Annotated in this window: 22 protein-coding genes, 3 tRNA genes and 1 pseudogene; 11 read left to right on the top strand and 15 right to left on the bottom strand. The window is 61.3% G+C overall.

Annotation, left to right across the window (positions count from 1 at the left end):
• Positions 1-107: 107 nt before the first annotated feature.
• From NKH99_RS10945 to tuf, 3 genes are all read right to left on the bottom strand, one after another.
• Entirely contained in the window at positions 108-590 is a 483-nt protein-coding gene (locus tag NKH99_RS10945; protein WP_352997526.1) for a group II truncated hemoglobin, read from the bottom strand.
• Between the two features lie 103 nt (positions 591-693).
• Complete coding sequence (locus NKH99_RS10940) at positions 694-2,370, bottom strand: COG3904 family protein (RefSeq protein ID WP_502900025.1); 1,677 nt, start codon at positions 2,368-2,370, stop codon at positions 694-696.
• A 235-nt stretch (positions 2,371-2,605) separates the two neighbouring features.
• Positions 2,606-3,781, bottom strand: a complete 1,176-nt coding sequence (gene tuf, locus NKH99_RS10935; RefSeq protein WP_352614181.1) for an elongation factor Tu — start codon at positions 3,779-3,781, stop codon at positions 2,606-2,608.
• 271 nt (positions 3,782-4,052) lie between these two features.
• On the opposite strand from tuf, the gene NKH99_RS10930 reads away from it, so the two are divergent.
• The 3 genes from NKH99_RS10930 to NKH99_RS10920 all read left to right on the top strand — a co-directional run bounded on the left by NKH99_RS10930 (position 4,053) and on the right by NKH99_RS10920 (position 6,176).
• Complete coding sequence (locus NKH99_RS10930; protein ID WP_353014031.1) at positions 4,053-4,928, top strand: DMT family transporter; 876 nt, start codon at positions 4,053-4,055, stop codon at positions 4,926-4,928.
• A 33-nt stretch (positions 4,929-4,961) separates the two neighbouring features.
• Positions 4,962-5,411, top strand: a complete 450-nt coding sequence (locus tag NKH99_RS10925) for a GFA family protein (protein WP_352981328.1) — start codon at positions 4,962-4,964, stop codon at positions 5,409-5,411.
• Positions 5,412-5,552: 141 nt separating this feature from the next.
• Positions 5,553-6,176, top strand: coding sequence for a peptidoglycan recognition protein family protein (locus NKH99_RS10920; protein ID WP_353014029.1), 624 nt, complete (start codon positions 5,553-5,555; stop codon positions 6,174-6,176).
• A gap of 45 nt (positions 6,177-6,221) precedes the next feature.
• On the opposite strand, the gene NKH99_RS10915 is transcribed toward NKH99_RS10920, so the two are convergent.
• Positions 6,222-6,479 carry a GlsB/YeaQ/YmgE family stress response membrane protein gene (locus NKH99_RS10915; RefSeq protein WP_023717513.1) on the bottom strand — a complete coding sequence of 86 codons (258 nt, stop codon included), beginning with the start codon at positions 6,477-6,479 and terminating at the stop codon, positions 6,222-6,224.
• A 159-nt stretch (positions 6,480-6,638) separates the two neighbouring features.
• Between NKH99_RS10915 and NKH99_RS10910 the strand changes: the two genes are divergently transcribed.
• Complete coding sequence (locus NKH99_RS10910) at positions 6,639-7,106, top strand: YidB family protein (RefSeq protein ID WP_023680430.1); 468 nt, start codon at positions 6,639-6,641, stop codon at positions 7,104-7,106.
• A gap of 166 nt (positions 7,107-7,272) precedes the next feature.
• On the opposite strand, the gene NKH99_RS10905 is transcribed toward NKH99_RS10910, so the two are convergent.
• Both NKH99_RS10905 and NKH99_RS10900 read right to left on the bottom strand, forming a co-directional pair.
• A tRNA-Gly gene (locus tag NKH99_RS10905) sits at positions 7,273-7,346 on the bottom strand.
• A 67-nt stretch (positions 7,347-7,413) separates the two neighbouring features.
• Positions 7,414-7,498: transfer RNA gene (locus NKH99_RS10900), tRNA-Tyr, on the bottom strand.
• Between the two features lie 202 nt (positions 7,499-7,700).
• Here NKH99_RS10900 and rlmB point away from each other — a divergent pair.
• Positions 7,701-8,552, top strand: coding sequence for a 23S rRNA (guanosine(2251)-2'-O)-methyltransferase RlmB (rlmB, locus tag NKH99_RS10895; protein WP_353014027.1), 852 nt, complete (start codon positions 7,701-7,703; stop codon positions 8,550-8,552).
• A gap of 116 nt (positions 8,553-8,668) precedes the next feature.
• Here rlmB and NKH99_RS10890 read toward each other — a convergent pair whose 3' ends face one another.
• The 3 genes from NKH99_RS10890 to gcl form a co-directional block, all read right to left on the bottom strand.
• Complete coding sequence (locus NKH99_RS10890; protein WP_353014025.1) at positions 8,669-9,556, bottom strand: 2-hydroxy-3-oxopropionate reductase; 888 nt, start codon at positions 9,554-9,556, stop codon at positions 8,669-8,671.
• Between the two features lie 251 nt (positions 9,557-9,807).
• Positions 9,808-10,605: a hydroxypyruvate isomerase gene (hyi, locus tag NKH99_RS10885; RefSeq protein WP_353014023.1), complete on the bottom strand. Its 798-nt coding sequence runs from the start codon at positions 10,603-10,605 to the stop codon at positions 9,808-9,810.
• A 23-nt stretch (positions 10,606-10,628) separates the two neighbouring features.
• Positions 10,629-12,410 carry a glyoxylate carboligase gene (gene gcl, locus NKH99_RS10880; protein ID WP_353014021.1) on the bottom strand — a complete coding sequence of 594 codons (1,782 nt, stop codon included), beginning with the start codon at positions 12,408-12,410 and terminating at the stop codon, positions 10,629-10,631.
• Positions 12,411-12,613: 203 nt separating this feature from the next.
• On the opposite strand from gcl, the gene bhcR reads away from it, so the two are divergent.
• On the top strand, positions 12,614-13,471 hold the full coding sequence (bhcR, locus tag NKH99_RS10875; protein ID WP_353014019.1) for an HTH-type transcriptional regulator BhcR: 858 nt from the start codon (positions 12,614-12,616) through the stop codon (positions 13,469-13,471).
• 40 nt (positions 13,472-13,511) lie between these two features.
• Here bhcR and NKH99_RS10870 read toward each other — a convergent pair whose 3' ends face one another.
• Entirely contained in the window at positions 13,512-13,868 is a 357-nt protein-coding gene (locus NKH99_RS10870; RefSeq protein WP_352501665.1) for a hypothetical protein, read from the bottom strand.
• 423 nt (positions 13,869-14,291) lie between these two features.
• Positions 14,292-14,591, bottom strand: coding sequence for a BA14K family protein (locus NKH99_RS10865; RefSeq protein WP_352766692.1), 300 nt, complete (start codon positions 14,589-14,591; stop codon positions 14,292-14,294).
• Between the two features lie 311 nt (positions 14,592-14,902).
• Between NKH99_RS10865 and NKH99_RS10860 the strand changes: the two are divergent.
• A pseudogene (locus NKH99_RS10860) lies at positions 14,903-15,238 on the top strand (IS66 family transposase); the annotation flags it as partial.
• A 76-nt stretch (positions 15,239-15,314) separates the two neighbouring features.
• Here NKH99_RS10860 and NKH99_RS10855 read toward each other — a convergent pair.
• Together NKH99_RS10855 and NKH99_RS10850 are read right to left on the bottom strand one after the other, a co-directional pair.
• Positions 15,315-15,788, bottom strand: coding sequence for a hypothetical protein (locus NKH99_RS10855; protein ID WP_353014017.1), 474 nt, complete (start codon positions 15,786-15,788; stop codon positions 15,315-15,317).
• Positions 15,789-16,147: 359 nt separating this feature from the next.
• A complete protein-coding gene (locus NKH99_RS10850; RefSeq protein ID WP_292661863.1) occupies positions 16,148-16,315 on the bottom strand; it encodes a hypothetical protein in 168 nt (55 codons plus the stop codon).
• 158 nt (positions 16,316-16,473) lie between these two features.
• Here NKH99_RS10850 and NKH99_RS10845 point away from each other — a divergent pair.
• Both NKH99_RS10845 and NKH99_RS10840 read left to right on the top strand, forming a co-directional pair.
• A tRNA-Thr gene (locus tag NKH99_RS10845) sits at positions 16,474-16,549 on the top strand.
• Positions 16,550-16,690: 141 nt separating this feature from the next.
• Positions 16,691-16,930, top strand: a complete 240-nt coding sequence (locus tag NKH99_RS10840; protein ID WP_352774609.1) for a hypothetical protein — start codon at positions 16,691-16,693, stop codon at positions 16,928-16,930.
• Positions 16,931-17,138: 208 nt separating this feature from the next.
• Here the strand turns inward: NKH99_RS10840 and NKH99_RS10835 are convergent, their stop codons facing one another.
• Entirely contained in the window at positions 17,139-17,528 is a 390-nt protein-coding gene (locus NKH99_RS10835; protein ID WP_353014015.1) for a hypothetical protein, read from the bottom strand.
• On the opposite strand from NKH99_RS10835, the gene NKH99_RS10830 reads away from it, so the two are divergent.
• Together NKH99_RS10830 and NKH99_RS10825 are read left to right on the top strand one after the other, a co-directional pair.
• On the top strand, positions 17,527-18,165 hold the full coding sequence (locus NKH99_RS10830; RefSeq protein WP_353014013.1) for a cupin domain-containing protein: 639 nt from the start codon (positions 17,527-17,529) through the stop codon (positions 18,163-18,165). The genes NKH99_RS10835 and NKH99_RS10830 overlap by 2 nt on opposite strands.
• A gap of 47 nt (positions 18,166-18,212) precedes the next feature.
• The gene (locus NKH99_RS10825) at positions 18,213-18,413 is read left to right on the top strand and encodes a DUF2905 domain-containing protein (RefSeq protein WP_352457462.1); all 201 of its coding nucleotides are present in this window, start codon (positions 18,213-18,215) and stop codon (positions 18,411-18,413) included.
• A 55-nt stretch (positions 18,414-18,468) separates the two neighbouring features.
• On the opposite strand, the gene NKH99_RS10820 is transcribed toward NKH99_RS10825, so the two are convergent.
• The gene (locus NKH99_RS10820; protein WP_352746778.1) at positions 18,469-19,083 is read right to left on the bottom strand and encodes a TetR/AcrR family transcriptional regulator; all 615 of its coding nucleotides are present in this window, start codon (positions 19,081-19,083) and stop codon (positions 18,469-18,471) included.
• Positions 19,084-19,129 lie beyond the last annotated feature (46 nt).

The raw sequence follows: 19,129 nt of genomic DNA, 5'->3' as shown, positions 1-19,129 counted from the left end.
ACGGCGGCCTCAAACCGTTCCAGCCTGGCGGACCGAACCATTCACCGCCACCCATTTCCCGCAAATCGGGTCCTGGCGGCAGGGTTTTCGACCGATTTGCGCCCCGGTCAGTCTCCCGAAGGCGCCTTGTATGGGCCGCCCGGCACCCCCCAGCCCCAGGCCGGCATTGGTTCCGTCTCGGGGTCGCAGGTCGGGCCCTTGTTGGAGTTCATCTTGGCCAGCCGCGATCCCCATTCGACATAGGCCATGAAAGCCGAGCGGAATTCGGGATCGTCAGGCAGGCCGACCTCGTCGGCGGCGTCGGCGAGAAGATTGATCCAGCGCCGGCGCTGCTCCTCGGTCAGATGCTTGCCGAGATGATGCATCACCATCTCGCGATGGCCGCCATGCTCTTCGCTGTAGGTTTTCGGTCCGCCGAAAACTTCGCCGATGAAGGCCGCGACGTGAGCGGGATGGTCCGGCGACATATGTTTGAACACCGGCCCGACGATGGGATCCCGAGAGACGCTGTCGTAGAAGGTTTGGGTCAGGCGGTTCAGCGCTTCGGAGCCGCCGGCCCATTCAAACAATGTCGGGACATCCTGGCTCATTCGCGATTTCTCACCTGACTGGTCTTCAACCACGCAGGACGATAGCGGAAACACCGAGCGCCGCTCAACCTGCCTCGATGGGCAGTCGGCCGCAATGCCCACGTTACGATTTGACCGGCGTGCTGGCCTGAGCCTTGGCGCCCGAGGCTTCGCGGCAGTTTTCCGGCCGTGGCTCCGATCTGCAGATGCCAGGCCCGGTCAATTCGTCCGCGGATCCAGGCCCGGTCGTCAGCCCGACTTTCAGCATCATCTCTGGTTCAAGCTGCCGGTAGCGCGAGTATTGCGCCGATTGCATCGCCGAAAACATGCCGGGTCCGACAGTCATGTCCTCGAGATAGGCCTTGACCCGCTGCTCGAAGCCCATCGAATGCACGCTCAACTGTGCACGCGGGCCGACCAGCCGTTTGACACCGCCGGCGAGCATGATCGGGCAGGCCGAGCCGCACTCGCCGCCGACATCGACCGTGAGCCCGCTATAGACGCGGTCTTCGGCGGCGCAGTCGGCCTGCCGCGGCTCGCAGCCGATGAAGTCCGTCCGCGCTACTGCTATGTCGAGTTTACGTTCGCGGATCAGCCTTCCGGCGGCGAGAGCGCCAAGCACGTCACCGCCCGGCGAACTGATGACGATGGGCAGGCGCCGGTCGCCGATGCCGTCAAGCAGCTGGCGCAGTTTTTCGGCCGTGTGAGCGGTAATCGTGCCTTCCGCCGAGATCCATTCCGGGCAATTGGGATTGCACAGCGGATTGCTGCCGCGGACCAGAACGAAGCGCATGTCAGCAATGTTCTTCGCCGTCGGGCTTTCCGGCTCGACCGCTGCAGCCGGGGCGGCTTGGGCGCTCGCCACGACGTCGGCGGCTTCATCTGCCGGCGGCGGCACTTCCCTGCAACTCGCGGGAACAGGATCAGCGGTGCAGATGGTCGGCAGCGTCAGCAGATCGACCGAATCGAAGCTGGTGACCAGATTCATTTGCCGCATGTCGCCGAGGGCGATCTGCCGGATGTCACTGGCGGGCGTGGCCTTCATTCTGTCCAGCACGCCCCGCCCGACACCCATCTCCCTCAGATAGGCCGAGAGCCTCCTCTCAACCGCTTTGCTCATCTCATAAGTCTTATAGCTGCCGGTATCCGTGCGGCTGATAACCTTGGTGCCGATAACCTTCTTCCTGCCATGCACAATTCTGTAGGTGGTGCGGTAATATACCTGTTCGCGCCGGTATGTAGTGGTGATCTGGTGGACTCCTAGAAAGGCCCAACCGCCGACCACGCGCCGGACACCGCCGGCAAACATCAGCGGACAGGCGGAATTGCAGATGGCGCCGCTGGCATAAGGATTGCCGAAATAGGCGGAGGCCTTGCCATCATTGGCCCGGCAGTCCTTCATCCCAGGCCAACAACCGGAAAACCTGGTCGCTCCGACGGCGATATCGAGCTTGTTCTTGCGAATTATTCGGCCAAGCTGGATCGCCGCTTCGACATTACCGCCCGGGGAATTGACGATGATCGGCAGTTGGCGGCGGCCGAGCTTCTTCAACATACGCTTAAGCAGAGTCGGCGTGCCGGCTTCGATTGCGCCTTCGGCCGAGATCCATTCCGGACAGTTGGGTTCGCAGCCAGTCGCGCTGCTGCGCACGACGACGAATCGCATCGGTGAGAGATCATCGGAGAATATCTTCGGATCGGCCCAAGTCTGCGGATCGGACAATGTCTGCGGATGGGACAGTGTCTGCCATGTCTTCGGGAACACATCCTCGGCCTTGGCGGCGAACGCAGCCATCGCCATTGTGACCACCGGCGCCAGGCGAACCAGCCCGCGCCACCACTTTGCCCCACTGTCTGAACGTCGTCCCGGAACCACGTTTGCAAAGCCCCCCTCGATGCAACCTATACTAGTTATGGCAGAGGCGCTTGCAACAGGATTTGAAGCAATGCGGTTAATCCATTGCCAGAATATCAGAATCAAAAGGGCGGCCCGAAGACCGCCCCTTTGCATCCATCTCAACCGGCAGCGCCGGCGATTACTCTGTGATGGTGACGACGATGCCGGCACCGACGGTGCGGCCGCCTTCACGGATGGCGAAGCGCAGCTTCTCTTCCATGGCGATCGGCACGATCAGCTCGACATCGACGGTGATGTTGTCGCCCGGCATCACCATCTCGGTGCCTTCCGGCAGCGACACGATGCCGGTCACGTCCGTCGTGCGGAAATAGAACTGCGGACGGTAGTTGGTGAAGAACGGCGTGTGGCGGCCGCCCTCGTCCTTGGTCAGGATGTAGGCTTCGGCGACGAACTTCTTGTGCGGCTTGACGGTGCCGGGCTTGGCCAGGACCTGGCCGCGCTCGACGCCTTCACGGTCGACACCGCGCAACAGCGCGCCGATGTTGTCGCCGGCCTGGCCCTGGTCGAGCAGCTTGCGGAACATCTCGACGCCCGTGCAGGTCGTCTTGGTGGTCGGACGGATGCCGACGATCTCCAGCTCCTCGCCGACCTTGACGACGCCGCGCTCGACGCGGCCGGTCACAACCGTGCCACGGCCCGAGATCGAGAACACGTCCTCGATCGGCATCAGGAACGGCTTGTCGAGCGGACGAACCGGCGTCGGGATGTAGGCATCGACCGCAGCCATCAGTTCGCGGATGGCGTCCTCGCCGATCTTCTTGTCGCTGTCTTCAAGTGCGGCAAGCGCCGAACCCTTGACGATCGGAATGTCGTCGCCGGGGAACTCGTTCTTGGTCAGAAGCTCACGCACCTCGAGCTCGACCAGCTCGAGCAGCTCGGCGTCGTCGACCTGGTCGACCTTGTTCAAGAACACCACGATCGAGGGCACGCCGACCTGACGGGCCAAAAGGATGTGCTCGCGGGTCTGCGGCATCGGGCCGTCGGCGGCCGACACCACCAGGATCGCGCCGTCCATCTGCGCGGCACCGGTGATCATGTTCTTCACGTAGTCGGCGTGGCCGGGGCAGTCGACATGGGCATAGTGGCGGTTGGCGGTCTCGTATTCGACGTGCGCCGTCGAAATGGTGATGCCGCGCGCCTTCTCTTCGGGCGCCGCGTCGATCTGGTCGTAGCGCTTGTATTCGCCAAAATACTTGGTGATCGCCGCCGTCAGCGACGTCTTGCCATGGTCGACGTGACCAATCGTGCCAATGTTCACATGAGGCTTAGTGCGCTCGAATTTACCTTTTGCCATAGTCTCTTTCCTTGGACGGCCTGGGGACGGCCTGGACCTTCAGTTCAGTCGAATGCGGGGCGATTAGCGACTAAGGCCGAAAAACACAAGTGCCTTGTCGCCGAGCGCGCTCGCCCGCCCGAACGCGTGATCCGGTTTCGGAGAATGTGGCGCGGATATAGGAACGAACAAGGGCAATTGGAATGGTTGTGGCGGCGGCTGACGGCTTTGACGGATTTACAGCCGGATCTGGCCCATTGCCGCCCTGGCGCCGGTCTGATTTCGTGGGCCTATGCATTTCATCCCGACTGCCATACGAGGCCCGCTGTTCATGGTCGTTTCGACCGGGTCCTACATCGTCAACGACACGATGATGAAGCTCGCAACCGCGGGACTGCCGCCCTATGAGGTGCTGTTCCTGCGCGGCGCTGCGGCAACATTGTGGGGCATTCCGCTGCTGTTCATGCTGGGCTACGGCAAGCAGATCCCGCTGATCCTCGACGCCAAGGTTTTGCGCAGGAACATGCTCGAACTGGGTGCGATCCTTTGCTACGTGGTGGCGCTCGCCAACATGCAGATCGCCGATTCGACCGCGCTCGGACAGATCACGCCCTTGCTGATGCTGGTCGGCTCCTCGATGCTGTTTGGCGAACGGATCGGTGGGCTGCGCCTGGCGCTGATCGGGCTCGGCTTTATCGGCGCAGTGATGGTGGCACAACCGACAATGCAGGGGATTTCGGTCTATGCCCTGCTGGCGCTAGGCAATGCCGCCCTGTCCGCGGCGCGCGATCTGGCCGGACGCAAGGTCGCCGCCGACGTGCCGGGAATGGTTGTAGCTATTTCCGCGGTGATTGTCGTGCTCGCGGGCGCCGGCGTTGCGCATCTGGTTTCCGAGCAGTGGGTGGTGCCTGAAATCCGTCACCTGCTGCTGATGGGCGGCGCCGGACTGTTCCTGATCTTCGGCCACTTCTTCATCTTCGTCGGGCCGACCAGCGTGGTGGCGCCGTTCTACTATTGCTTTACCGTCTGGGCGGTGATTTCAGGCGTGGTGGTATTCCGGCAACTCCCGAATGCGCTGGCCATCTGCGGCATCCTGCTGGTGGTCGCCAGCGGGTTGACCATCGTCTCGCTCGACGAGCGCAAGCGCCGGTTGACCGTCGTCGCTTGAAACTGAAATCGGCCTGCACAATAGGAGGAGCGCGTGGCAAGCCCGGATGACAACCAGAATTCACGCAACCGCAGGCTTATCGGAAAGTGCCTGTGCGGCGCCGTTCAGTACGCGGTGGCGGACGCGTTCGTCTACGCCGCGAACTGCCACTGCTCGAACTGCCGGCGCACCACCGGCTCGGCCTTCAAGCCATTCGCCGGCATCGAACGCGACAGGCTGAGCCTGACCAGGGGCGAGGACAATCTCATGATCTTCGGCGACGACACCGGCCATGACGCGCACTGCAAGACTTGCGGCTCGTTGCTCTATTCGGTGGTCCGCGACGGTGCCTTCGTGCATGTCGCCATGGGAAGTCTCGTCGACGAGCCGACCATCCGGCCGACGCAGCACATCTTCGTCGGCTCCAAGGCGAAGTGGTTCACGATCACCGACGATCTGCCGCAATACAGAGAACACGCGGTCGCCGGAGATGCCGGCGAATAGCTGACCGTTAGAAAACGCTCAACCAAATTATCGTTTCGTTTTCGCGTCCGCCGCCAAGGAAACTATACTGTGCTCCGTCACTGAACTTATGTCGCGGGGATTTCTGTGGCATTGCCGCCCGACTGGTTGCCCAATGTTGCGATGAGGCGCGTCATTTGCCACTGGACGGCCGGCTCGCATTCGGCCGGCGATACCGACAGGGATGCGTATCACATACTGGTCGAGGGGAATGGCCGCCTGGTCAGGGGCCGGCCTTCGATCGCGCTCAATTCAGGCCGGGTAAAACCGGGATATGCCGCGCACACGCTCAACTGCAACGGCGGCTCGATCGGGGTTTCGGTCTGCTGCATGGCCGGGGCGGAGGAAAGGCCGTTCGATGCCGGCCGCTATCCGATGACCAGGGCGCAGTGGGGCGCGATGGCCGCCGTCGTCGCCGAACTCTGCAAATACTACCGCATCAAGGTCACGCCCAAAACGGTGCTGTCGCATGCCGAAGTCGAGAGCAATCTCGGCATCGAGCAGCGCGGAAAATGGGATTTCACCCGGCTGCCCTTCGATCCGACGATCAGCGGCGCAAGCGCCTGTGGCGAGCGGCTGCGCCGCGACGTGACGGCGGCAATGGGCGCGATGCCAAATCTGCCGGTGAGGATTGGGCGCGATGCCGCATGGCAGCGACTGCTCGAGGAATTATGGCCGATCATGGTGAGAGGGCTGGAAGCCGGCCTCAACACGCTGATCCGCGAAATCCTCAAAAGGATCAGATAGGGGGTCGGCATTCACCCGAATGCCGACGCAACTGCCGGACGGCTTCTACAGTGCCCTCTTGCCGCTGAACTGATGATAGGCCCACAGGACAACCACGGCACCGACCACGGCGACGATCAGGCTATAGATGTTGAGCCCGGTAACGCCCGACGCGCCAAAGGCGCTGAAGATGAGCCCGCCGACGATGGCGCCGACAATCCCGAGCACGATGTCGAGCACCAGGCCTTGCCCGCTTTTATTGACGATCTTGCTGCCTATGAAGCCGGCGATGACGCCGAGAATAATCCAGCTTAATATTGACATTTTTCCTCTCCGTTCCCCGCACCCGATTACTTCCACATTATTAAGCAAAGCTCAAGCCAAGTTGAAAATCATGATTACGGAAAGCTCAAACCGGCTTGAAATTCGCCATGGATGCGTCATTGTTGGAGACGGACGGGCAATTTGACATGGAGATCCACAATGGGACTGTTTGACAATGCCGTTCCCGGCGGCAACGTCGCCAAGCCGCTGATGATCGCGCTCGGCGCACTTTTGGTGGGAAAAATGCTGAGCGGTGGAAGTTCCGCCCAGCCGGAGGCGGCGCAGAGCCCTGCCCCCGTCCCGCCTGATACAACCGCATCCGCCGATGGCGGACTGCTCGGCGGTCTGGGCGGACTGCTCGACAAACTGAAGGACGCCGGCCACGGCAACGTTGCCAATTCGTGGGTCGGCACCGGTCAGAACCAGCCGATCAACCCCAGCGATCTGGGCAGTGCCCTCGGCCCGCAGATCATTCAGGAGATCGCGCAAAGGACGGGTCTGAACCAACAGGACCTGCTCAAGCAACTGTCGGCGGCCTTGCCAGGGCTTGTCGACCAGCTGACGCCGAATGGGCAAGTGCCGCAGCAGAACCAACTCGCGTCCATATTCAGCAAATTCGCGAGCTGACGCCTGTCGCCCCACACCGCCTGCGGTTCGGGACAACGATAACACAGATTAAGATGCGCGTCCGTCTGGACGCGCAACGAATACTTTGAACTATCGGCAAAGCGCTTCGCTTGGCGGTGCCTGCTTCGGAATCGTGCGCGAGGTGCGCCGCGGCTTGGGGGAAATCTGGAGCGGGTAGCGGGAATCGAACCCGCATATTCAGCTTGGAAGGCTGCTGCTCTACCACTGAGCTATACCCGCGCCTTTCAGTCAAGCATCGGATCCGCTCCGACGCTCGCTCTGCGTTTCAGGGCTTCCGGGCCGGCAGTGGTGGAGAGGGTTGGATTTGAACCAACGTAGGCATAGCCAACGGATTTACAGTCCGTCCCCTTTAACCACTCGGGCACCTCTCCAGTCTGCCGCCGGAGCCATGCAACGAGGCATCGACGCGTCGCGGCTGCCAAAGCAGCCCTTCCGCGAAGCGCCTTATGGCGGCAGCGCCCAAAACTGTCAACCGCAACCGTCCGGCAAAAAGCGCTGAATCTCACGCCTCGCCCGACAAGCAGCTTATGCAGCTGTATCCATGGCCGGACGACACGGCTATAGAAGCCGGCCATGAGCAACGATAACAAATCCAAGACCCCTAAAGACACCCACTACGCCAAGCTGCGCCGCGCGCATCGCGACGAGAAGAGCGGTGGCGCGCCTGCATTCAGGCCACGCCAGCCGGTGCCGCCCGGCGAGAACCCGGCGGATGGGCTGGTGCGGCTCTATGGGCTGCACACGGTGCGGGCCGCACTCGACAATCCGCGCCGCAAAATCAAGAAGATGCTGGTGACGCGCAACGCTGCCGAGCGGCTGGCAATCGCCGACCTTGGCGCTTTGCCCTTCAAGGCGGAGTTGGTCGAACCCAGGGACATCGACAAGGTCACCGGCTCGGATGCCGTGCACCAGGGCGTGGTGATCGAGGCCGAGCCGCTGAAACCGAAACGCCTCGATGCGCTCGGCGACACCAGGCTGGTGCTGGTGCTCGACCAGATCACCGATCCGCACAATGTCGGTGCGATCCTGCGCTCGGCCGTGGCTTTCGGCGCCGGTGCACTGATCACCACGGCGCGCCACAGCCCGCAGGAATCCGGCGTACTGGCGAAATCGGCCTCCGGCGCGCTCGAGCATATTGATCAGATCGAGGTGAAGAACCTCGCCGATGCGCTGGAGCAGCTGCGCGAGGCCGGATTCCAGACGATAGGGCTGGATTCCGACGGGCCGGCGGAACTTGAAACCAGCTTTGCCGGAGAAAAGATCGCGTTGGTACTTGGCGCCGAGGGCAAAGGCCTGCGCCAGAAAACGCGCGAAACGGTGACGACGCTCGCCCGCCTCGACATGCCGGGCGCCATCCGCTCGCTCAACGTGTCGAATGCCGCCGCGGTGGCGCTTTATGCGGCGCGAAAATTTTTGAAAGAGTGAATGGTGAATGGTGAATGGTGAATGGTGAATGGTGAATGGTGAGACTGTCCGTAAGTCGTGACCAATTCACTACCAACTACTCACCTATCTGCAACTGACTACCTATTCACTATTCACTATTCACCCACTTCACATCCCGCCATCCGCTCCAGCGCCCGAACCAGCGCCGAATGATCCTCCTTAGCGCCGCCGTTGGCCGCGCACGAGTTGAACAATTGCTGCGTCGTTGAAGTGTTGGGCAGGGCGACGCCGAGCGCTTTCGCGCCTTCAAGGGCGAGATTCAGGTCTTTCTGGTGGAGTTCGATGCGGAAGCCGGGCGCGAAGCTGCGCTTGATCATGCGCTCGCCATGCACTTCCAGGATGCGCGAGTTTGCGAGCCCGCCCAGCAGCGCCTGCCGGACCTTGGCCGGGTCGGCGCCGGCTTTCGATGCAAAAACAAGCGCTTCGGCGACGGCCTCGATGGTCAGCGCAACGACGATCTGGTTGGCAACCTTGGTGATCTGGCCGACGCCGTTGGGTCCGACCAGAGTGATGTTCTTGCCTATCTTCTCGAAGATAGGCCTGGCGCGTTCGAAGGCTGTTTCCTCGCCGCCGACCATGATGGTCAGCGACGCCGCCTTGGCGCCGACCTCGCCGCCCGACACCGGCGCATCGAGATAGTCGCAGCCGACATCGTTGATCTTTTTTGCGAATTCCTTGGTCTCGATCGGCGAGATCGAGCTCATGTCGATGACCAGCTTGCCTCTTGTCAGGCCGGACGCGACGCCGTTTTGGCCGAACAGCACATCGGCCACCTGCGGCGTATCCGGAACCATGGTGATGACGATGTCGGCCGCGCGGGCAACGGCATCATGGCCGGTGACGGCCTTCAGGCCCTTGGCGACGAGATCGGCCGGCGGCTTCGAGCGGTGGTCGCTGGCGACGACCTGATAACCGGCGTCTAGCAGATGCCCCGCCATCGGCGCGCCCATGATGCCGAGGCCGATGAAGCCGATGGTGTCCATGTCTTTCTCCGTTTCTTGTTAAGGGGGCGTTCCTGCGCGCCCCCCTCTGGCCTGCCCTCTTTGCCAAAACTTGCCATCTCCCCCACGAGTGGGGAGATCGGCAGTTGCCGCGCCGGCCCTTAAACTTTCCCGACCTCGAAAATTGGCGAAAGCGGCGGTGACATCCAATCTCCCTCCTTGTGGGGGAGATGCCAAGTTTTGGCAAAGAGGGCAGGCCAGAGGGGGCGCGCAGGAAGTGCGACACGTTGCGTCTATGCTGCCGCACTCCCCTGCCCGGCCAGGTCCCTGAACCACCCAAGCCCGGCTTCCGTTCCGCCCTTCGGCTTGTACTCCGCCCCGACCCAGCCGGAATAGCCGATGCGGTCGATGTGGTTGTACAGGAAGGGAAAATTGATCTCGCCCGTCCCCGGCTCATGACGGCCGGGATTGTCCGCAAGCTGGATATGCGCGATGCGGTTGAGGTTTGCCTCGATGGTACGGGCGAGATCCCCCTCCATCATCTGCATGTGATAGATATCGTATTGCAGGAACAGGTTCTTCGAGCCGACGCGGTCGATCAGCGCCAGGGCCTGATCCGAGTAATTCAGGAAAAAACCCGGAATGTCGCGGGTGTTGATCGGCTCGATCAGCAGCCTGATGCCGGCCTGCTCCAGCTTTTCGGCCGCGAAAGCCAGATTTTCGGCGAAGACGTCTTCCAGCACGGAGCGGTCGACGCCTTGCGGCGCGATGCCGGCGAGGCAGTTGACCTGCTCGCAGCCGAGCGCATGGGCATAGGTGACGACCTTGGCAATGCCCTGCCGGAACTCCGGCACGCGGTCGGGCAGGATCGCGATGCCGCGCTCGCCCTTGGCCCAGTCGCCGGCAGGCAGGTTGAACAGGACCTGCGTCAGCCCGTTCTTCTTCAACCTGGCCGCGACGACGTCCGGCGCATGGTCATAGGGGCCGATATACTCGACACCCTTGAAGCCGGCGCGGGCGGCGGCATCGAAGCGGTCGAGGAAGTCATGCTCGCCAAAGAGCATCGAAAGATTGGCTGAGAACCGTGGCATGGCAGTAGTTCCTCATATGCGGCCTAGTCGAGCATGACGATCGCCGTGGGGGCATCTTCATGGCGTTCGGCTAGCTCCTCGAATTCGGTGATCTTGTCGATTTCGGTACCCATCGAAACGTTGGTGACGCGCTCGAGGATGAATTCGAGCACCACCGGAACCTGGTGCTCGTTCATCAGGCGCTGCGCCTCCTTGAACGCGCCGGCGAATTCCTCCGGCCGGCGCACCCGGACCGCCTTGCAGCCCATCGCCTCGGCAACGGCGACGTGGTCGACGCCGTAGCCGGCCTCAGGCTCGTCTTTCCGGTTGACGTTCTCGAAGGCCAGGCTGACTTCGAAATCCATCGAAAAGCCGCGCTGCGCCTGGCGGATCAGCCCGAGATAGGCGTTGTTCACGACGACATGGATGTAGGGCAATTTGTGCTGTGCGCCGGCCGCCAGTTCCTCGATCATGAACTGGAAATCATAATCGCCGGACAATGCCACAATTGTGCGGTCCGGATCGGCGGCGCGAACACCGAGGGCTGCCGGCAATGTCCAGCCGAGCGGGCCGGCCTGGCCGCAATTGATCCAGTTGCGTGGCTTGTAGACGTGCAGGAATTGCGCCCCGGCGATCTGGGACAGGCCGATCGTGGTGACATAGGTGGTGTCGCGGCCGAACGCCTTGTTCATCTCCTCGTAGACGCGCTGCGGCTTCAGCGGCACCTGGTCGAAATGCGTCTTGCGCTTCATCGTCTTCTTGCGCTGCCGGCATTCGCCGGCCCAGCCCGACCAGTCGCGCAATTTCCCGGCCGTCCTCCATTCGGTTGCGACGTCGAGCAGCATTTTCAGCGCCGCACCGGCGTCCGAGACGACGCCGAGGTCCGGCGCGAAGACCCGGCCGATCTGCGTCGGCTCGATGTCGACGTGGATGAACGTCTTGCCCTTGGTGTAGACGTCGACCGAACCGGTGTGGCGGTTGGCCCAGCGGTTGCCGATGCCGAAAACGAAATCGGCTTCGAGCATCGTGGCATTGCCATAGCGGTGCGAGGTCTGCAGCCCGCACATGCCGGCCATCAGGCGGTGGTCGTCGGGGATCGCGCCCCAGCCCATCAGCGTCGGGATGACGGGCACGCCGGTGACTTCGGCGAATTCGATCAGCAGATCGGACGCATCGGCGTTGATGATGCCGCCGCCGGCGATGATGACAGGCTTTTCCGCCCCGTTCAGCATCGTCAACGCCTTCTCGGCCTGAGCGCGCGACATTGCCGGCTTGAACGGCACCAGCGGCTCGTAGGCATCGATGTCGAACTCGATCTCGGTCAGTTGCACATCGACAGGCAAATCGATCAGCACCGGCCCCGGCCGCGACGAGCGCATCAGATGAAACGCTTTCTGCAACGCCATCGGCACCAGATAGGGTTCCATCACCGTAACCGCCCATTTGGCGACGGGTGCGGCGATCGCCGCAATGTCGACGGCCTGAAAATCCTCCTTGTTGAGACGCGCCCGCGGCGCCTGCCCGGTGATGCAGAGGATGGGAATTGAATCGGCAGCGGCCGAATAGAGGCCGGTGATCATGTCGGTGCCGGCAGGACCCGAGGTGCCGATGCACAGACCGATATTGCCCGATCTGGCGCGGGTAAACCCTTCGGCCATATGCGAAGCCGCCTCGACGTGCCGCGCAAGGATGTGGCGGATACTGCCCCTCGCCTTCAGCGCCGAATAGAGCGGGTTGATCGCAGCACCCGGCACGCCGAAGGCACAGGAGATGCCTTCCTTTTCGAGAACGAGAACCGCTGCGTCGACTGCGCGCATCCTGGCCATGTCAGCCTCCACGGAATTGTTGATAGCCGATGATGCCAGCGCACCAATGATTTTTCAATTTTTTCAGAATATTTTTTCATTTCTAGAAAACGGCTCTTGTGGATTGAATTGATTTGACTTTCTGTTTTCCACGAATTCGCTGCGCAAACCGGTGAAAAACTTTTTCATTGCCTTGTTGCGCGAACAGAGCGAAGAATGGTCCGATGGAGACCACCGAAAAACGCCAGCGCGGCCGGCCGCGCGCCTTCAACGGGCCGGCCGAGGCTGCTTCGGTGCAGTCGCTGGACCGGGCGCTGCGCATCCTGGCAATCGTTGCCGATGGCAGCGGCCTGTCGCTGAGCGAGATCGCCGCCAGTTCCGGTCTGCCGGCATCCACCGCCTACCGCATGCTGACGACGCTGGAGAACCACGGCATGGTCGAGTTCGACGGTACCGACCAGCTGTGGTCGATCGGCGTCAAGACCTATCGCATGGGCGCGGCGTTCCTGCGCCGCCGCAAGCTGGTCGACCGCGCCCGTATCGTCATGCAGGAATTGATGGAGAAGACCGGCGAGACCGCCAATCTCGGCGTCGCCGAGGACGATTGCGTCGTCTTCGTCAGTCAGGTCGAGACGCATCAGGCGATCCGCGCCTTCTTCCGGCCGGGCACGCGCAGTTCCTTCCATGCCTCGGGCATCGGCAAGGCGGTGCTGGCGCATCTCGAGCCGGAACGCGTCGCCACCATCCTGCGCCGGGCCGGGCTGGAGCGCTTCACCGAAAACACGCTGTCCGATATCCCGGCGCTCGCCCGCGACCTGGTGACGATCAAGCTGCGCGGCTGGTCGGTAGACGACGAGGAGCGGCATCCGGGCATGCGCTGCGTTGCCGCCGCCATCTTCAATGAATTCGGCGAGCCGATCGGCGGCGTTTCGGTCTCCGGGCCGACGGTGCGGGTAACGCCGGAACGGCTGGCCGAGATCGGCCCGCTTGTGCACGATGCGGCGGCGGAGGTGACAAGGATGATCGGCGGGCTGTCGACCCCTCCCGGCCTTCGCAGCGAACCGAGCGCATGGCAGCGCTGACCAGCGTCGAATGGTGCGACATCTGCCAGGATGGCCAAAGCTAGGCCCCGGGCACCGCGCTCTTGGTTGATAGGTCGTAGAAATCAAGCAGCATCGCCAGCCCAACTCCGCAGGCGGTGAAGATTAGGCCGGCAATGAAGATACGATTGGCGCGTTCATAAACGCGCCGTTGTAGAGACGTTAAGTCGAGCAGCAACCGCAGCGCTCGTATCTGCAGGGCGATGCCGATCAAAATCGGCACGACGGCGGCCAGGTGATAGATTTCCCAAGGTATCGGGTTGGCGGCCCAATGCGTGATGAAGCCCAGCGAGAACGCCAGCAGGATGCCGACGGTGGTGATTGTGCCGTTGCGGAAAACCGTCTCGATCGGCTCTTCGTTCGGATCGTGCTCGCCCAAGCGCCCTCTCCCTGTTTCGCTATCGGTGCAGACTAGGCTGTTGGGAAATCGCTGTATACTGCCGGGTTCCTGGTGAAATCGGAGACAAATGATAGCTAAATTGCTTGGAGACTGAAGCTGGCGCTGCCCCTCATTGCCCTGCCGGGCATTTCTCCCCGTATAGTGACGGGGAGAAAGAAGCTGACCGCGACCTTGGCGCCCTCTTGCAGCGCTGGAGACTGCCGAAGTCATCGCCGAGAGCGTCCCTTCTCCCCGTCACTATACGGGGAGAAGATGCCGGCAGGCAGATGAGGGGCAGCGCCGACACTGATAGTCAGTCGATTTCGACAGGAAGCCTATCGCCGAACAACAGAAAAAGGGCCAGTGGGGCGCCCTTCCGGTTGCATGAAACGGTCACGTCCTCCCAAGCTGGCATCGTGGCCCTCAAAGCCAGCAGCGATGGCGATAGCCGTCGTAGCCGACATAGGTGTCCGAGTACGGGTCGTAGCTCTGGTAGCGATTGAGGCAGCGCCGGACGTGCCACGAGCCGCCGTCTTCCTCGATATAGACGGTGCGCGGCTGGGCCAGCGCGCTGCCGAGCAGGAAGCCGCCGACACCTGCGGCAATGCCGATGCCGAGGTGCTTGTGCTTGTGATGGGCGGCCGACGGCTGAACGGTGCCGACCAGCATGGCGGCGGCGACAGTGGTGGCGACGAGGCCGGAAATGATGGTGCGCTTGAACATGACGATCTCCTTGTTGTGGGAGGCGATCCAACCGCCTCTTGACCATCAGTCGTTGCGGCGGAGAAAAAGGTTCAAACATTTTTCGGGTCTCTTCGGCCGACGGCAACGATCCTGGCTCATGACGCAAAAAGGGCGGCCGAAGCCACCCTTTCGCCAAGTGGATCATCTAATCAAAGGAAGATGATCACCTTCCATGGTGATGATGATGGTGGTGCCACCACCACCAGTGATGCCAATGGTGATGATGATGATGCGTGCCGTGGGCCGACGACGACAGGCGGTGCCGGCCAGGGCGCCAGTGGCGATGAAGACGGTCGCGCGTCGCGGCCAAGTCCCCACTCGGCGAGGCTTTGGCCTACATCGCCAAATACCGGGATGGCCTGAAGCTCTTCCTGATCGCCGGCCGCGTCGAAATCGATAATAACAGCGTCGAGCGAACCATCGGACCGATAGCCCTCAATCGCAAGAACGCACTCTTCGCAGCGCACGACGCTGGGGCCGAGAACTGGGCGACCATCGCCTCGCTCATTGAAACTTGCAAACTCAATACTTTTGATCCGCTGTCCTATCTGACGAGCACACTCACCGCCATCGTCAGCGGCCATAAACAATGCCGGATCGATGAGCTGCTTCCTTGGAAATATCCCGCCTTACAAAGGAATTCCTACCCATGGCAGTCGGCCCGAACCAGTCATTGCACAAATGCCTTGCCTCGGATCGGGTTTACTGGCCCATTTGATTTGACGGCCCAAAGTTGCCTCCTCTCCAGTGCTCGCGAAGCGGGTTATGAGGTCGGACGTCGATCCTGCGATCACAGTGGTAAGCCTTGCCGAGATCAGACACGATTTCAACCTCGCAAAGAGCATTCGTCGGACCCACCATGGAAAATCTGATGTAGGCATCCGCAAACCAGCTATGCGGCATCTCATTCGCATCCATAAGCCGCAACACCGCTCCTTGATAGTAGGTAGCCGAGGCGCTGAATTTGGAGCACTCAGACAACGTTGATCCCCTCTGCAGCTGTAGCCGCAACTCCCGTTGACCGGATTCCGTCAGAAAGGTTGCGTATTGCCCCAAGGCCCAGTAGCCATCCAGGTCGTTGTATCTACTGACAAAGCTTTCAAGAATATCGTGGCAAATTCCCTTAAATTGCTTTCTTCTCGGCATTGAAAATCCAACACAGGCGCTGCGCGACAATATTATGGCTTGAAAGGAAGCATATCGAAATGTTTCGCAGTATCAACGGCCTCAAATCGTCGCCACTGACTGGTAGTGACGCACGTTGCCATAAGGTTCAGCGGCCAATGGCATCTGACACCGAGCGGCCGAATTATCCGAGCAATGTGTGAGGAGCACATCGCTTACAGTAAGACTGCGCTTGGACATGATGATCTCCTCGATCTTTGAATGAGGCGATCATTCGCCTCTGGAGATCGGTCGCGGCGCGGCAGCGAAAGGTTCGGAGGTTCTGAGAATTCTTAGTGAGCGGTTCTTAGTGGAGTTCGTTTTGATTGGTAAGTAGTGAGAATTCGCGGTTTCACTACTCACTCTCTCGCTCACCCCATCCCGGTGATGTGGCGAAGCCAGAAGGCGAGCGCGATGAAGCCGATGATGGTGGTGACGCCGGTCCAGTCGATATTGGCGCGCTTCAGATCCTTGACGAGCTTCACCAGGAGAACCCAGGCCACGACGACGAGCGGGAGAATGATGACAAACCTGATCATGCGACAGCCTCGCTGATGCGATTGCACCTTCGATCAATATAGGAAGCGAATTGGCCGTTTTCAGGACGCCCCGGCGGCAGAACCGGCGCGTTCGCCGGGAACCGAAAAACGGAGTTTTGTCTTTACTGGCGCATCAAATATGGTAACCGAAGCGCCGTGCCCTTGTAGCTCAGCTGGTAGAGCAGCGGTTTTGTAAACCGAAGGTCGGCGGTTCGATCCCGTCCGGGGGCACCAGCAAGCAAGGATTGCTTGCGAGGACTTCCCAACGCGCATCGATATCTGGTCATCCCCGATTTCCACAGGGTCGGGCCGTCAAGAGCGGTGGCACATCAATTCAAACGCATATAACTGCATCGGAAACCATGGGAGTTTCCGTTGGAGCAGAAACGCACGACCGCCCCCTTCATCAACGGGATGTTTGGCGGCCTTATCGTCTTCGCCCTCGCGTTCGGTTTTCGTTTGCTGACAAGTCCCGACCCCGATCCAACATCAAGAGCAACGACAAGCCTTTCGGTACTGGCCTTCGCCATTTGTTTCGGCGCAGCCTTCCTGCGCGAGCACCGGCGCCAGATTGCCGCCGCCAGAGAATATCTAAGCCGCCCAAGACCGTTTTAGGGCCACGCGTTCCGTCCCGTCGGGGAACCACAAACGTCGCGTGAAATTGCCGGCTTAATCTGACGCCAGATTGCGCTTTGGCATCTCATACCAAGAGACGCCGAGCCCATTAGTGCCTGGCCCTTACAGCCATCATTTCGGCCCCTCTCCGGCTCCGAGCCATTTAACAGCATTCGATTAAATTGCTCCTGTGTATATTAGCACTCGCTCAATTAAGCGCGCCGACAATGTCGGTGCGGCGGGCCAAAAACCAAAGGGTGTTGTCATGCGAAGTGATTTCGCCGCGGCGCGCGAGCTTTTGGAGTGCGCACAAAACCGCCTCTGCGGCGCAGATGAAACGAGCCGACGCGTCAACGAGGTCCTCGACGCGCTGATTGAAGAAATAGCCATCGCGGAATTCCGCAAGGCGCCACTGACGGTCGTGCCGTTTCCGCGTGCGCGGCCTCCCAAGCATGTTCGGTAGAGCGCTGATCGCCCGCGTCGCCGAAGAGCCGGCAGCTGGTGTTTCCGCAATCGCCTGTTCGAGCGTCGTTGAACGATCAATCGGTTGACGATAAAGTTGCTGGACACCGGTGCTCTGAACCCGGAGCTGATCCATGTCACACTGCGGAGATGTCTACGAGAACAAGGTGACCGGCGAATATGCCGTCATCCTGCGTGGCACAGAAGACCGCGGCCAGGGACCTGGCATCGCTCATCTGACCGCCCGGCCGGGAGCCGCAGTGGTGGGCGAGCACTTCCACCCGAACCTGACGGAACGGTTTACCGTCCTCCGTGGCCGTCTCGACGCTTGCATCGCCGGGAAGACTTTGTCCCTGGAGCCTGGCCAATCCGCCACGGTCGAAGCAGGCGTCGCACATGATTGGTGGAACAGCAGCAAAACCGAAGAAGCGCATGTCCTGGTCGAAGTCGACCGGGCGCCAGGTGCGGACAATGTCGACCCGAACCGTTTCGAGCTGCTGATCGGCATGCTCTTCGGCCTGGCCAATGCCGGCAAGGTGGACAGAAAAGGTAGACCTTCGCCGCTTCAGGCAGCAGTCATCGCCAGGGAATTTGCCGACGTGATCGTCTTCACGCACCCGCCACCTGCGATTCAGCGAGTGGCGCTGGCGATTCTGGCGCCACTCGGCCATCTGCTCGGCTATCGCGCGATCGACCCGGACTACTGCAAGCCGCACGGGCATGTCGCGCCGGCTCCTGAAATCCTCGCTCGAGCAGGCCTAACGGCTGGGTGATCCGGGTCCATACTAGGCGCCCGGCATTTTTCCGGCAGGATGCTGCCATGTCGCGAACTCTGATCGTCGTTGGTCTCAGCATAGTCGCCTTAGGCCTGCTGTGGCCTTGGTTGGCTCGGACCGGCCTTGGCAGGCTGCCCGGCGATATCGTGATCGAGCGTGAGAACTTCAGGCTTTATGTCCCTATCACCACGGGGATACTGGTCAGCATCGTGCTCTCGGCCATTCTATGGCTGATCAACCGGTAGGCGATGCTCCGGCTGCGGCGATTTGTGTTGCAGGCCCAACTCGCCCTTGATCTTCTTACACTCCGATCGCCGCCACCAATATCCTGTTCTGCCGGCGTATTGCAGCGCGCAGCTCGGCAATCCTCGCCCCTTCGCGTTTCACGAACTCGATGAACATCATGTTCATGTTGTTGAAGATGAGTTCGCCGAGCGCCGGCCCGTCGATGTCGCGGCGTACCAGGCCGAGCGCCTGCAGGCGGACGATCAGCGCGCGGATCTGCTCTGTCAGGGCGCGGTCCAGCCCGGTATAGGCCTGGCCGAACGGGCTGTCGGGCAGTTGCGTCGAGATCGCCATCGCCTGTCGCCACATCTCCTTGCTGAGATAATGCAGCGAATGCTCGATATAGATGCCGAGCAGCGTATCCAGCGCGTCGCCGACATTTGCCGGCGGGTTGGCGACGACGCCGCGCCCGGCATTCAGCACCTCGTTGACCTCCATCGAGACGATGGCGCCGAGGATGTCGCCCTTGTTCTGGTAGTAATTGTAGATGGTGCCGACCGAGACTTCGGCCTGCGCCGCGATGGTCTCGATCTTGGCGCCTTCATAACCGGCATCGCGGAAAAGCGCCGCCGCTGCCTCGATGATGCGGCGGTGCCGATCCGCCTTCTGCCTTGCCCGCAATCCGCTCATATCGGCTGTTTGCCACAAAAACAGAATTGACTCAATTTTAGAATTG

This window comes from Mesorhizobium sp. M0854 (assembly GCF_040319815.1).
GTDB lineage: Bacteria > Pseudomonadota > Alphaproteobacteria > Rhizobiales > Rhizobiaceae > Mesorhizobium.
Note: the sequence above shows the minus strand (reverse complement) of the source record. Positions and strands in the feature narration are given on the sequence as shown.